10 protein-coding genes are annotated in these 13,264 nt (G+C 72.1%); 6 read left to right on the top strand and 4 right to left on the bottom strand.

The window, feature by feature from the left end; translation table 11 throughout:
* Positions 1-96 precede the first annotated feature (96 nt).
* Together Q1K26_RS15170 and Q1K26_RS15165 are read left to right on the top strand one after the other, a co-directional pair.
* Positions 97-1,362, top strand: coding sequence for an aspartate kinase (locus tag Q1K26_RS15170; protein ID WP_300012418.1), 1,266 nt, complete (start codon positions 97-99; stop codon positions 1,360-1,362).
* The gene (locus tag Q1K26_RS15165; RefSeq protein WP_300012415.1) at positions 1,359-2,444 is read left to right on the top strand and encodes an aspartate-semialdehyde dehydrogenase; all 1,086 of its coding nucleotides are present in this window, start codon (positions 1,359-1,361) and stop codon (positions 2,442-2,444) included. Before Q1K26_RS15170 ends, Q1K26_RS15165 begins: the two co-directional genes overlap by 4 nt.
* Here the strand turns inward: Q1K26_RS15165 and Q1K26_RS15160 are convergent.
* Positions 2,441-3,481 carry an endonuclease/exonuclease/phosphatase family protein gene (locus tag Q1K26_RS15160; protein WP_300012412.1) on the bottom strand — a complete coding sequence of 347 codons (1,041 nt, stop codon included), beginning with the start codon at positions 3,479-3,481 and terminating at the stop codon, positions 2,441-2,443. The genes Q1K26_RS15165 and Q1K26_RS15160 overlap by 4 nt on opposite strands.
* A 358-nt stretch (positions 3,482-3,839) precedes the next feature.
* Here Q1K26_RS15160 and Q1K26_RS15155 point away from each other — a divergent pair, with 358 nt between their 5' ends.
* Genes Q1K26_RS15155 through Q1K26_RS15140 form a run of 4 tightly spaced genes read left to right on the top strand, consistent with a single transcriptional unit; the run spans position 3,840 to position 10,273 of the window.
* Positions 3,840-5,999 carry a glycosyltransferase family 2 protein gene (locus Q1K26_RS15155; protein ID WP_300012409.1) on the top strand — a complete coding sequence of 720 codons (2,160 nt, stop codon included), beginning with the start codon at positions 3,840-3,842 and terminating at the stop codon, positions 5,997-5,999.
* 13 nt (positions 6,000-6,012) lie between these two features.
* Positions 6,013-7,968, top strand: coding sequence for a galactose oxidase early set domain-containing protein (locus tag Q1K26_RS15150; RefSeq protein WP_300012406.1), 1,956 nt, complete (start codon positions 6,013-6,015; stop codon positions 7,966-7,968).
* Positions 7,965-8,969 carry a glycoside hydrolase family 6 protein gene (locus Q1K26_RS15145; RefSeq protein WP_300012404.1) on the top strand — a complete coding sequence of 335 codons (1,005 nt, stop codon included), beginning with the start codon at positions 7,965-7,967 and terminating at the stop codon, positions 8,967-8,969. The genes Q1K26_RS15150 and Q1K26_RS15145 overlap by 4 nt, the downstream gene beginning before the upstream one ends.
* Positions 8,966-10,273 (top strand): GH1 family beta-glucosidase, encoded by a 1,308-nt coding sequence (locus Q1K26_RS15140; RefSeq protein WP_300012401.1) that lies wholly within the window; start codon positions 8,966-8,968, stop codon positions 10,271-10,273. The genes Q1K26_RS15145 and Q1K26_RS15140 overlap by 4 nt, the downstream gene beginning before the upstream one ends.
* Before the next feature lie 36 nt (positions 10,274-10,309).
* Here the strand turns inward: Q1K26_RS15140 and Q1K26_RS15135 are convergent, their stop codons facing one another.
* The 3 genes from Q1K26_RS15135 to Q1K26_RS15125 are packed head-to-tail and all read right to left on the bottom strand — an operon-like array spanning position 10,310 to position 13,261.
* A complete protein-coding gene (locus tag Q1K26_RS15135) occupies positions 10,310-11,323 on the bottom strand; it encodes a LacI family DNA-binding transcriptional regulator (protein ID WP_300012398.1) in 1,014 nt (337 codons plus the stop codon).
* 28 nt (positions 11,324-11,351) lie between these two features.
* On the bottom strand, positions 11,352-12,284 hold the full coding sequence (locus Q1K26_RS15130) for a carbohydrate ABC transporter permease (RefSeq protein WP_300012395.1): 933 nt from the start codon (positions 12,282-12,284) through the stop codon (positions 11,352-11,354).
* Positions 12,281-13,261 (bottom strand): sugar ABC transporter permease, encoded by a 981-nt coding sequence (locus Q1K26_RS15125; RefSeq protein WP_300012392.1) that lies wholly within the window; start codon positions 13,259-13,261, stop codon positions 12,281-12,283. The genes Q1K26_RS15130 and Q1K26_RS15125 overlap by 4 nt, the downstream gene beginning before the upstream one ends.
* Between the last annotated feature and the right edge of the window lie 3 nt (positions 13,262-13,264).

Below are 13,264 nucleotides of genomic sequence, written 5' to 3'. Positions count from 1 at the left end.
TCATTGCGTTCTGCGCTGTCCGGTTCCGCCGGTAGGGTCGTCTTCCGACCAGATACTCGACGGCCCCGACTGGTGGCCAGGACTGGAGGTCGGCTCGTGGCCCTCGTCGTGCAGAAGTACGGCGGATCATCCGTCCAGGACGCGGAGCGGATCAGGCGAGTCGCGGAGCGCATCGTCCGGACGCACAAGGAGGGCAACGACGTCGTCGTCGTGGTGTCCGCCATGGGCGACACCACCGACGAGCTGCTCGACCTCGCCGAGCAGGTCTCCCCCTCACCGCCGCCGCGGGAGATGGACATGCTGCTCACCGCCGGTGAGCGCATCTCGAACGCGCTCGTGGCGATGGCGATCCACGGCCTCGGGGCGCAGGCCCGCTCGTTCACCGGCTCCCAGGCCGGCATGATCACCACGGCGAAGCACGGCGACGCGCGGATCGTGCAGGTCACGCCCGGCCGGCTGCGCGAGGCCCTCGACGAGGGCTCGATCGTCCTCGTGGCCGGCTTCCAGGGCGTGAGCCAGGACTCGAAGGACGTCACGACGCTGGGGCGTGGCGGTTCCGACACCACCGCCGTCGCGCTGGCCGCGGCGCTGGAGGCCGACGTCTGCGAGATCTACACCGACGTCGACGGCATCTTCTCCGCCGATCCGCGCATCGTCGGGGACGCGCGGCACATCGACCGGATCACCTACGAGGAGATGCTGGAGATGGCGGCCTGCGGGGCGAAGGTCCTGCACCTGCGCGCGGTGGAGTACGCCCGTCGCTACAACGTCCCGCTGCGGGTGCGCAGCTCGTACAACGACAAGCCGGGCTCGCTCGTCACCGGCTCGATCGAGGAGATCCCCTTGGAGAACGCGATCATCACCGGGGTCGCGCACGACCGGTCCGAAGCCAAGATCACCGTGACGGACGTCCCGGACACCCCCGGCATGGCCGCGCGGATCTTCCGCACGGTCGCCGACGCCGACATCAACATCGACATGGTGTTGCAGAACGTGAGCCGCACCTCCGACCGGCTGACCGACATCACGTTCTCGCTGCCGCGTACCGACGGGCAGCGTGGCGTCGACGCCCTCAAGGCCGTGCAGTCCGAGATCGGGTTCGCCGAGGTGCTCTACGACGCCGAGGTCGGCAAGGTCTCGCTGGTCGGTGCCGGGATGCGCAACCACCCGGGCGTCACCGCCACCTTCTGCGAGGCCCTGTCGCAGGCCGGGATCAACATCGAGACCATGAACACCTCGGAGATCCGGATCTCGGTGATCTGCCGGACCGAGCAGCTCGACACCGCCGTGCAGGCCCTGCACCGGGCGTTCGACCTCGGCGGCGAGGAACAGGCCGTGGTGCACGGAGGGACGGGGCGATGAGCGAGCCTGCGAGCGAATCATCGGCGCCGTGCGTTCTGGCGATCGTGGGTGCCACCGGGGCGGTGGGTTCCACGATGATCGAGATCATCGACGCGCGGGAGACCGTGCCGTGGTCGGAGATCCGGCTCGTCGCCTCGGCCCGCTCGGCGGGCAAGGTGCTGCGCGTGCGCGGCGAGGACGTCACCGTCCGGCTCCTGGAGCCCGAGGTCTTCGACGGCGTCGACATCGCGCTGTTCGACGTGCCCGACGAGGTCAGTGCCGAGTGGGCGCCGATCGCCGCGGCGCGGGGTGCGGTGGCCGTCGACAACTCCGGTGCGTTCCGCATGGACCCCGAGGTGCCCCTGGTGGTGCCGGAGGTCAACGCCGACGAGGCCGCCAACCGGCCCAAGGGGATCATCGCGAACCCGAACTGCACCACGCTGTCGATGATGGCCGCGATGGGTGCGCTGCACCGCGAGTTCGGGCTCACCGCGCTCGTCGTGGCGTCCTACCAGGCGGCGTCGGGCGCGGGGCAGGTCGGCGTGGACCGGCTCTACGCGGAGCTGGCGGCCGTCGCGGGCAAGGACGTGGGGGTACGTGGTGGCGACGTCGCGGCCGCGCTGGCCGATGCGGGGCTGGGCAGCGATTCGCCGTTCCCCGCCCCGCTCGCGCTCAACGTCGTGCCGTGGGCCGGCTCGGTCAAGGACGACGGCTGGAGCTCCGAGGAGCTCAAGGTCCGCAACGAGTCCCGCAAGATCCTGGGCATCCCGGACCTCAAGGTGTCGGCCACCTGCGTCCGGGTGCCCGTCGTCACCACGCACTCGCTGGTGGTGCACGCGACCTTCGCCCGGGACGTGACGGTCGACGCCGCCCACAAGGTGCTCGCCGCGCAGCCGACCATCGTGCTGCGCGACGACCCGGCCGCGGGCGAGTGGCCCACCCCCGTCGACGCGGTGGGCGGTGACCCCACCTGGGTCGGCCGGGTCCGCCAGGCGCTGGACTTCCCGGACACGCTGGAGCTGTTCCTCTGCGGCGACAACCTCCGCAAGGGCGCGGCGCTGAACACCTACGAGATCGCCGAGACGGTGGCCGCGAGCCGCTAGCGCGTCGGGCCGAACGGCACGCTCATCCGCCCGGTCGGGTGGGCGTGCCCTCCGTCCGGGGGCGTGACCTGCCGCAGCCGGGACAGTACGGCGCGGTGGTCGGTGCCCGTGACGTCGTGGACGTCGAGCGACTCCGCCCTCAGGCCGCGGGTCGCGACCACGTGGTCGATCTGGGTGCCCACCGCGCGCGGCCAGGAGCTGGGCCACGTGCCGACCAGGCCGGCACCCGCCTGCTCGGCGGCGTCGCCGCAGCCCGCGGTGCCCGAACGGAACGCGGAGTGGTCGAGGGTGGCGTTGAAGTCGCCCGCGACGATCGCCGCGGTGGGGGCCGCGCACCAGGTGGCAACGTGCGCGAGATCGGAGCGCCACTGCCGGATCCGGCCCGGCACGGGTGCGATCGAGTGGAACCCGACGAAGCGCAGCGCGCCGAGCGCGCCCCCGGTCAGCACGACCGACGGGAACGGGGTGGTGGGGTCGACCGTCGCGGTCACGTCCCCGAGGTCGGCGTGGGCCAGCGCCGACACGCCGTCGATGTCGCCGACGCCCTCGCCGGTGGAGCCGAAGAGTCGGTAGCCCAGCGGTTCCACGAGCGGTGCGAGGCGGGATCGGTACTCCGCGCCCGCCTCGGGCAGGGCCACCAGGTCCGGCCGCTCGTCGGCGATGAGCGCGGCCGTCGCGCCGACCGGTGCCCCGCCGTCGTGGACGTTGAGGGCCAGGACCGTCAGCACCGGACCGTCCGTGTCGGGACCGGGGAGAGCCCGGGTCGCGAGGGTGCCGGTGGCCGTCACGAGCACGGCGAGCACCGCGGCGACGAACCAGCGCGCCCGGCGGCGCAGGAGCAGCACGACCAGCGGCCCGGCCGCCACCGCGGCCGCGCCCGCCAGTACGACGGGCCGGAACGCCACGAGCTGGGCGAACGGCGTGACGTGGTCGAGCAGCACGAGATCGGGAAGCAGCACGAGCGCGAGTCCGAGCACGAACACCGCCCCGACGACGCGCCCGGCGACGTGCTGCGCCCGGACGCGCATCTGTCTCATCGCGCCCGAGTCTGCCAGGGAGGCCCGATCACCGGCTCGCACACACCGGTTCGTGGGCTCGCCCGCACGGCCGGAGGTGGGCGCGCGACCCGTAGCCCGGCGACAGCGCCATCGGCGGGCGGGCATCCCGGCCGCGTGACCTAGCCGGGGCGGCGTCCGGCCGAACGTCCCCCGGTGGCCCCGCATCCGCGGTGTGGGGCCTGGCGTTATGACTCTTCTCACAGGCGCGTGACGCAACCGGCCCAGCATTGGGCTGGTCGGGTGTACCGCGGGCCGGATCCGTGCGTGTCGCGGGATTTGTCGACGTGGCGAGTCCTGCACCAGGCTCTCCCCGGGGCGAGCCGATCGGGGGTAGTGCGTGCAGGGCAGCTCGGCGACCGGCGCGGAGACCGGCGCGTTCGCCGTCCGCGATTTCAGCCGGCTCTCCGGGGACGTCGTCGAGCCCGGACCGGGCTACCGCGTGACCTACCGCGGCGTGCACGCCTCCGCGGGCCGCAGGTCCTGGGCCGTCTCGCTGCTCATCATCACGCTGAACGTCCTGTTCGAGGCCGCGTTCGTCTGGTGGCTGCTCCAGCCGTCGCACGCCCCCGAGATCGACGAGAACCGGTCGTGGACGATCGCGGCGAACGTCTTCGTCATCGCGTCGATCGCTCTGGTCGAGGGCCTGCGGCTGGTCAACGTGTTCTCGCTGTCGCTGGCCTCGATGCTGGCGCGCGACCCGGTGCCGGTACGGCCCGACCCCCGGGTGCGGGTGGCGTTCCTGACCACGATCGTGCCCGGCAAGGAACCCGTGGAGATGGTGCGCGCCACCGTGGCGGCCGCGCGCCGGATCCGACACGACGGCGTGTTCCACGTCTGGCTCCTCGACGAGGGCGACGATCCCGAGGTCAGGGCCATGTGCCTGGAGGAGGGCGTGCGGCACTTCTCCCGGCGGGGCGTCCCGGAGTACAACCAGCCCACGGGCCGCTTCAAGGCGAAGACCAAGCACGGCAACTACAACGCCTGGGTGGACCGCTACGGGCACCGCTACGAGGTGTTCCTCTCCGTCGACCCGGACCATGTGCCGCTGCCCATCTACGTGGAGCGCATGCTGGGCTACTTCCGCGACCCCGACGTGGCCTTCGTCGTGGGCCCGCAGTGCTACGCCAACGTCGACAACTTCGTCACCAAGGGCGCGGAGAGCCAGCAGTTCCCGTTCCACAGCGTGATCCAGCGTGCGGCGAACGCCTACGGGGCCCCGATGCTGGTCGGCACGAACAACGCCATCCGGATCGACGCGCTGGTGTGCGTCGGCGGCCTCGAGGACTCGATCACCGAGGACATGGCGACGGGTCTCGCGATCCACTCCCGGCGCAACCCCGTCACCGGCGGGAAGTGGAAGTCGGTGTACACTCCCGACGTCGTCGCGGTCGGCGAGGGTCCCTCGACCTGGACCGACTACTTCACCCAGCAATTGCGCTGGTCGCGGGGCACGTTCGAGATCCTGCGCGGCCCGTTCCGCAAGCGCCTGCGCCGGCTGCCGCCCGGCCGGATCCTGCACTACCTGCTGATCACCGCGTTCTATCCGTCGATGGCGATCGGCTGGATCCTCGGCTCGGTCAACGCCGTGCTCTACCTGACGATGGGCGTCGCGGGCATCGTGGTGCCGCCGCAGCTGTGGCTGGCGCTCTACGTCGACGCCACGGCGTTCCAGATGTGGGTCTACATCCGCAACCGCCGCTACAACGTCAGCCCGTACGAGCCGGACAACTCGCCGGGCCTGCGCGGCATGGCGATGTCGGTGATCTCCGCGCCGATCTACGCCAGCTCGCTGATCGCCACGCTGCTGCGCAGGCCCGCGCGGTTCGTCGTCACGCCCAAGAGCGGCTCGGCCAGCCGGGACCGGCTGGTCACGTTCCGGCGCCATCTGCAGTGGACGGTGCTGCTCGTCACCGCGCTGACCGGCTCGGTGGTCCTGGGCTACGCCAACATCGACGTGATGATGTGGCCGGCCATCGCCCTGCTCGTGAGCCTCACGCCGGTGATGCTGTGGTGGCTCACCGCCGACATGGCGCCCAGCGCGGCCACCGGCGCGGGCGTGGTCGACGCCGCGGTGGACGCCGACCCCGTCGGGCTGGCCCGGGCGGACCGGCCCGCCGAGGTCGGGGTCGATCCCGAGGACGAGGAGCCCGGCGGCGCGCCGCCGCGGGCGTCGCTGCTGCGGTCGGCCCCGTTCCCCGTCGTAGAGCCGGACGGCACGCCCCGGCCGGGGCCGCCGCGGGACCGGGCGGTGGTGCCGTCGGCGCGGCCCGTTCCCCGACCGCGGCCGGCCGGTCCGCCCGAGGCGGCCGATCGCGACCTGGTCGCGGTGCGCGCCGCTGTGCCCGCACACCGCGCTCCGTCGCGCCCCGCCGCGCCCGGATCGGTGGCCCCGCAGCCTCGCCGCCCGCCGGTTCCCGAGCCTGCCGTGCCGATGGTGCCGCGCGTCGCCCCGCCGCCGCGCCCGTCACCCGTGCCGCGTTCCGACCCCGCGAAGTGAGGAGTTCCCCCACGTGAGGCGCCTGCTGCGCAGATCTCTGGTGGCGATCAAGAAACGCAGCCGGATGATCATGATAGTGCTCGTGCCGGCCGTCCTGATCGCGGTGAACGTGCCGCCGGGCATCGCGCTGGTCACCGCGTGGCAGCGTGACCAGATGATCAACAGTGCGGACTACATGGCGGAGTTCGGCCGCTGGGACGTGATCGAGCTGCCCGAGGAGCAGCGCGTCAACGCGATCCACGCGGCGTTGCTGTCCACCGGGAAGGTGCTGATCATCGCGGGGTCGGGCAACGACCGCGCCCAGTTCGACGCCGGGACGTTCAGGACGCTGCTCTACGACCCCGTCACCGGGCAGACCCGCGACGTCCTCACCCCCGCCGACATGTTCTGCGCGGGCCACGCGTTCCTCCCCGACGGGAACCTGCTGGTGGCCGGGGGGACCCAGCGCTACGAGGTGCTCGAGGGCGACGTCACCCACGCGGGCGGGCCGATGCGGGTGAAGAACGAGTTCCCCGACGCCGGACGGGACTTCCCGGCCGGCACCGAGTTCGTGGCCCCCGACGGCAAGGCGTACCGCGCCACCAACGCGTTCTCGCTGCCGCCCGCGGAGAAGGTGATCGCCCGCGACGGCACGGCGACCGTGACCGCCAGCGAGACCGTGGTGTGGGTGGAGTCCGAGGTCGAGGGCGCGGCGGGGGTCACCGCGACGCCCGCCCAGTACTCGATCTCCGGGCTGGCGGTGGGCCCGGACGCCGAGAACCTCTACGGCCTCGCGGAGAACATGGACCTGGAGAAGCAGGACTACCAGGGCATCGACGACGCCTTCGAGTTCGACCCGATCGCCGAGGAGTACGTGCGCGTCGACTCGATGGCCCACAAGCGCTGGTACCCCAGCCTCACCCCCCTGCACGACGGCACCGTGCTGTCGGTGTCCGGGCTCGACGGCACGGGGGAGATCCTGCCCGGGCAGAACGAGCTCTACGACCCGGTGACGAAGACCTGGACCGAGCGGCCGGACCTGTTCCGGTACTTCCCGACCTACCCGGCCCTGTTCCAGACCGAGAACGAGGGCGAGCTGTTCTTCACCGGGTCGAGCACCGGCTACGGGCCGTCGGACCAGGGCCGCGTGCCCGGGTTCTGGCAACTGGAGGACAACACCTTCGAGCCGGTCGCCGGCCTGCGGGATCCCGAGCTGATGGAGACCAGCGGCTCGGCGTGGATCGGCCCGGTCCAGGACCAGCGCCTGATGGTCGTGGGCGGGGGAGGGGTGGGCGAGTCGCCGCTGTCCACCAGCCGGACCGACATCATCGACCTCACGGCCGAGACCCCCGCGTACACGCCGGGGCCGGACCTGCCCGAGCCGACCCGGTACCCGAACGTCGTGACGCTGCCGACCGACGAGATCCTCATCGCCGGCGGTTCGCGCGACTACCGGGGCAAGGGCCGGAGCCACATCTACGAGGCGAGCCTCTACACGCCGTCGACCAACTCGCTGCGTCCCGCGGCGGACTCCTCGGTGGGCCGCGACTACCACACGGAGGGCCTGCTGCTGCCCAACGGTCAGGTGCTGGTGATGGGCGGGGACGCGCTGTTCTCCGACGTGAACAACACCCGCGACGCCGAGTTCGAGCACCGGCTGGAGATCTACACGCCGCCCTACATGTTCCACGGCCCGCGCCCGGAGATCACCGACGCGCCCGCCGCCGTGGCGCCGGGCGACACGATGACGGTGGCCACGCCGGACGCCGGGAGCGTCGATCGGGCCCGGCTGGTCCGGCCCAGCGCCGTGACCCACGTGACCGATCTGGAGCAGCGCACGGTGGCCCTGGACATGGAGCGACGCCCGGACGGGACGCTCGGACTGGGCGTCCCGGGGTCGCGGACACTGGTCCCGGCGGGCTACTACATGCTGTTCCTCGTGGATGACACGGGGACGCCGTCCGTGGCGAGATGGGTGCAGGTGACATGAGACCGGCGACGTCGGGCGCGCTGGCCGCGCTGGTCGCGGGCGTCCTCATCGCGGCGTCGGCCGTCGCCTGCACGGCCGAGCAGACCATCGGCGGGTCCGGGCCGGTGGCCACCGGCTTCTACGTCGACCCGAACACCGCGGCCGCCGCCCAGGTCAGGCAGTGGGAGGCGGAGGGCCGGACGTCCGATGCCGAGCTCGTCCGGGAGATCGCCGAGCAGCCGCTGCCGCTGTGGGTGACCGGCGACGCGGAGCAGGTGCAGGCCCAGGCGGGCGAGTACGTCGGCCGGGCCGCAGCCGCGGGCGCCCGCCCGCTGCTGGTGGCCTACAACATCCCCCACCGTGACTGCGGCAGCTTCTCCGGCGGCGGTGCCCCGGACGCCGGCTACTACCGGGCCTGGATCGACGGGCTCGCGGCCGCGGTGGACGCCCGCGACGCCACCGTCGTGCTCGAACCCGACGCCGTGCCGCACGAGCTGTCGGGCTGCGTCGACGGCGAGCTGCGCGACGAGCGCTACACGCTGCTCGCAGACGCGATCGACACGCTGAAGGGCGCGGGCGCCACCGTCTACCTCGACGCCGGCAACCCCGGCTTCATCTCCGACGTGGACGCGCTCGCCGGCGCGCTGGAGCGCTCCGGGGTCGGACGGGCCGACGGGTTCAGCCTGAACGTGGCCAACTTCCGGTCGACGCAGGACAACGTGGAGTTCGGCACGGCGATCTCACAGCGCCTCGGCGGCGCGCGGTTCGTCATCGACACCAGCCGCAACGGCGCCGGCCCGCCGCCCACGGAGGACATCGACGGCGCCCCGAGCTTCTGCAACCCGCCGGGCCGCGCGCTCGGCACCGTCCCGACCACCGATCCGGGCATCCCGCTGGTGGACGCCCTGCTCTGGGTGAAGCGCCCCGGTGAGTCCGACGGCGCGTGCCGCCCGGGCGAGCCGGAGGCCGGTCAGTGGTTCCCCGAGTACGGCCTGGACCTGGCGCGGCGGAGCGCGGGGTGAACGACCGGCTGCTGATCGGGACGGCGACCGCCGCCTACCAGGTCGAGGGTGCGGGCGGCGGGCGGGCGCCGAGCATCTGGGACACCTTCGCCGCCCGGCCCGGCGCGATCCTCGACGGGTCCGACGGGTCGGTCGCCTGCGACTCCTACCACCGGCTCGACGAGGACCTGGACCTGCTCGCGGGCCTGGGCGTCGACGCCTACCGGTTCTCGCTGTCCTGGCCGCGGGTGCAGCCCACGGGACGGGGGAGCGCCGACCCGGCGGGCCTGGACTACTACTCGCGGCTCGTCGACGGCCTGCTCGACCGCGGCATCGCCCCGATGCCCACGCTGTACCACTGGGACCTCCCGCAGCCGCTGCAGGACGCCGGAGGCTGGCCGGTGCGGGACACCGCGCTGCGCTTCGCCGACTACGCGCAGGCCGCCCACTCCGCACTGGGCGACCGGGTCACCCGGTGGGCCACCCTCAACGAGCCGTGGTGCGCGGCCTTCCTGGGGCACGGCTCGGGCGTGCACGCCCCGGGGATCCGTGACGCGACCGCGGCGTTCCGGGCGGCCCACCACCTGCTGCTCGCCCACGCGCTCGGCGCGCGGGCGATGCCGGGCGCCGACACCGGCGTCGTCTGCAACCTCTACCCGGTGCTTCCCGAGTCACCGGAGTTCGCCGCCGCCGCGCGGACCGTCGACGAGATCCAGAACGGGCTGTGGCTGGATGCCCTGTTCGCGGGCCGGTACCCCGAGGCGGTGCCACGGGACGACGCGCACGCCGCGGACCTCCCGCTGATCCGGGGCAGCGCCGCATGGCTGGGCGTCAACTACTACACGCCGCTGCGCGTCGGTCCCGCCCTGCCGGACGGGCGCTCGGTGCCCGACCAGCGCGCCTATCCCGGTGCCGGGGACTTCGGGCTGCACCCCCGCGGGCCGCTGACCACGATGGCCTGGGAGGTCGACGCGACCGGTCTGGAGCAGGTCCTGCTCCGCGTGGCCGCCATCGCGCCGGACGTGCCGCTCTACGTCACCGAGAACGGTGCCGCCTACCCCGACGCGCGTCGGCTGCCCGACGGCAGCGTCGACGACCAGGACCGCATCGCCTACCTGCGCTCGCACCTCGCGGCCGCGGAGCGGGCCCGCGCCGCCGGCGCCCCCGTGCGCGGCTACCTGGTCTGGTCGCTGCTCGACAACTTCGAGTGGGCCTACGGGTACACGCAGACCTTCGGGATCGTCGAGGTCGACCCGGCCACCCGGGACCGGCGGCCCAAGGCGTCCTACCGGTGGCTGGCCGCGGAGATCGCGGCGCGGCGCTGAGACCGGGCCGCGCCGGGCCCCGGGGGCCGGTCACGGTCACGTGAGCCCGGCCGGGTCGGGTGCTGCGGTGGTCCCGCGCACGGTCAGCCTGGTCGCCACCGTGATCACCGGTGGTTCGGCGGCCGGGTCGGCCAGTGCCGCGAGCAGCATCTCCGCGGCCAGCACCCCCTGCTCCTCGACCGGCTGCGCCACCGTCGTCAGGTCGAACAGCTCGGACATCTCGTGGTCGTCGATGCCGATCACCGACAGGTCCTCGGGCACCCGCAGGCCTTCCTGCCGCGCCACGTGCACCGCCCCCATCGCCATCTCGTCGGACGCCGCGAACACGGCGGTGGGGCGGGCCGGCAGGAGGCGCGCCATAGCCGCCATCCCGCCGCGCACGGTGAATCCCCCGACGGTCTCCAGGGCGGGGTCGGCGGCGATCCCGGCCGCCGCCAGCTCCCGCCGGTAGCCGCGGTGACGATCCGTCGGCGCCGTGGAGTGCAGCGGATCGTCGCGGTCGCCGCCGATGTAGCCGATCCGCCGGTGACCCAGGCCCCGCAGGTGGGCCATGGCGCAGCGGGCCGTGCCCTCGTCGTCGATGCGGACGCTGCCCCAGCCGTCCACCTCGGCACCGATGATCGACACCGGCCCACCCGCCGCGGACAGGGCCGCCACCTCGTCGGCGTCGGGCTGCAGTCCCAGCACGAGCACGCCGTCGACCCGCTTGCGCAACAGGTTGCCGGCGAGCACGCGGCGGCGCTCCGTGGCGTCGGCGCCGATGCTGTAGAGCAGCAGGTCGTAGCCGGCCGGCCGGAGCAGCTCCTCCGCGGCGTGCACCGCCGCCGCGAAGAACCACCGGTTGACGAACGGCGCCACGACACCGATGGCCATCGTCTGCCCGCCCGCGAGGCGCGCCGCGCTCGGGGAGGCGACGTAGTGCAGCCGGTCCGCGGCGTCCAGCACCCTGCGCCGGGTGTCCTCGGCGACCCGGGGCAACCCGTGCAGGGCGCGGGACACCGTGGCGATCGACACCCCGGCCGCATCGGCGACGTCCCTGATCGTGCTCATCCCGTCGGGTCCCCCGACCCCGCCGACGTCAACCCTTGACGCTTCCCGCCAGCAGCCCGCGGACGAAGAAGCGCTGCATGGACAGGAACACGATGAGCGGTATGACGATCGAGACGAACGCACCCGCCGCGAGCAGGTAGTAGTCCCCGCCGCGGGTGCCGGTCAGCTCGGCCACGCGGACCGTGAGCGGGGCCACGTCGCGCGTGCCACCCGCGAAGGTGAGGGCCACGAGGAGATCGTTCCACACCCACAGGAACTGGAACACGCCGAACGCCGCGATGGCCGGTGTCATCAACGGCAGCATGATCCGGGTGAAGATGCGGACGTGCCCGGCACCGTCGACGCGCGCGGCCTCGACGAGCTCGGCTGGGATGTCGCGCATCGAGTTGTGCAGCAGGAAGATCGCCAGCGGCAGTGCGAAGATCGAGTGGGAGATCCACACGGTCCAGTACGAGCCCGAGAGCCCGGTGCTGACGTAGATCTCCAGCAGCGGGATCAGGGCCACCTGCAGCGGCACGATCTGGAGCGCGAACACTGCGACGAACAGGATGTCGCGGCCCCAGAAGTTGGTCCACGCGAACGCGTACGCGGCGATTGTGGCCAGCACGATCGGGATGAGTACGGCCGGGATCGTGATGATGATGGAGTTGACGAAGTAGTTCGACAGCTCCGTCGTGCCGCCGAACAGCACCTCGTCGTAGTTGTCGAGGGTGAACGACGGGTCCGTGAGGATCGTCCACCAGCCGGTGTTGCGAACGTCGCGCTCGGGGCGGAAGGAGGTGATGAACAACCCGAGTGTGGGGATCGTCCAGAGCACGGCGATGACGATCGCCGCGAGCGAGGCCCACGGCGAGGTCAGCCCCTTCTTCGCGACCGAGGACCGCTTCTCGGTTGCCCCGGAGGTGAGGCCGGGAGTGGTGCTGCCGGGTGCGGCGTCGGGCACCTCGTTGACGACGGTCATCGCGCGTCCACCTTCCGCATCTGCCGCACGTTGTAGATCACGATCGGCATGACGAGCACGAACAGCAGGATCGCCAGCGCCGAGCCGAGCCCGAAGTCCGAGGACCGGAAGCTCTGCGTGTAGAACTCGTTGGCCACGACGCTGGTGCCGAACTGGCCGCCGGTCATGGTGCGCACGATGTCGAAGACCTTGAGCACGCCGATCGCGATGGTGGTCAGCACCACCACCACGGCCGGGCGGATGCTCGGCAGCGTGATGGCGAAGAACATCCGCAGGCCACCGACGCCGTCGAGGCGGGCGGCCTCCACGATGTCGTCCGGGATCGCCTTGATGGCCGCCGACAGCACGGTCATCGCAAACCCGGCCTGGATCCAGATCATCACAATGATCAGGAGGAACGTATTCCACGGCTCGTTGACCAGCAGGTTCTGCGGTTCCCCGCCGAGCCATTGGATGAACTGATTGACCAGGCCGATCTGCCCCGTCGGTTCGCCGTCGACGAGCCGGACCTGCTTGTAGTCGTAGAGGAACTTCCAGATCACCGACGCGCCGACGAACGAGATCGCCATCGGCAGGAAGATCAGGGCCTTGGCGAAGGACTCGACCCGCGAGCGGTCGATCAGCACTGCGTAGACCAGACCGATCGCGGTGGCCAGCACCGGGGTGATGATCACCCAGAGGGCGGTGTTGCGGAGCACCAACAGCAGTTCCGGCTGGGTGAAGACCCGGATGTAGTTGTCCAGGCCGACGAACCCGGTGCTGTTGCGGTTGAGAAATGACTGGTAGAGGGTGCGCAGGGCCGGGTAGATCAGTCCCACGAGCAACAGCAGCACCGCGGGCAGCACGAACGTGAATCCCTGCCACGACTCGGCCCGGCGACCGCGCAGCCGGTCGGAGACGAACAGCACCAGCGCCATGATCAGTGCGAACAGCGCGACGGCGACGACGAGCTGGAAGACCTTGTCGAGCAGGGTCATCAA

Origin of the sequence: Pseudonocardia sp., assembly GCF_029263155.1 — a bacterium.
Classification (GTDB): domain Bacteria; phylum Actinomycetota; class Actinomycetes; order Mycobacteriales; family Pseudonocardiaceae; genus Pseudonocardia.
The sequence above is the reverse complement of the archived record's forward strand: the minus strand, read 5'-3'. Positions and strand labels throughout refer to the sequence as shown.

Excerpts from the sequence above, each read along its gene's own strand:
- Q1K26_RS15130 (WP_300012395.1), bottom strand. The coding sequence starts at position 12,284 with ATGACCGTCGTCAACGAGGTGCCCGACGCCGCACCCGGCAGCACCACT.
- Q1K26_RS15135 (WP_300012398.1), bottom strand. The coding sequence starts at position 11,323 with ATGAGCACGATCAGGGACGTCGCCGATGCGGCCGGGGTGTCGATCGCC.
- Q1K26_RS15165 (WP_300012415.1), top strand. The coding sequence starts at position 1,359 with ATGAGCGAGCCTGCGAGCGAATCATCGGCGCCGTGCGTTCTGGCGATC.
- Q1K26_RS15160 (WP_300012412.1), bottom strand. The coding sequence starts at position 3,481 with ATGAGACAGATGCGCGTCCGGGCGCAGCACGTCGCCGGGCGCGTCGTC.
- Q1K26_RS15125 (WP_300012392.1), bottom strand. The coding sequence starts at position 13,261 with ATGACCCTGCTCGACAAGGTCTTCCAGCTCGTCGTCGCCGTCGCGCTG.
- Q1K26_RS15145 (WP_300012404.1), top strand. The coding sequence starts at position 7,965 with ATGAGACCGGCGACGTCGGGCGCGCTGGCCGCGCTGGTCGCGGGCGTC.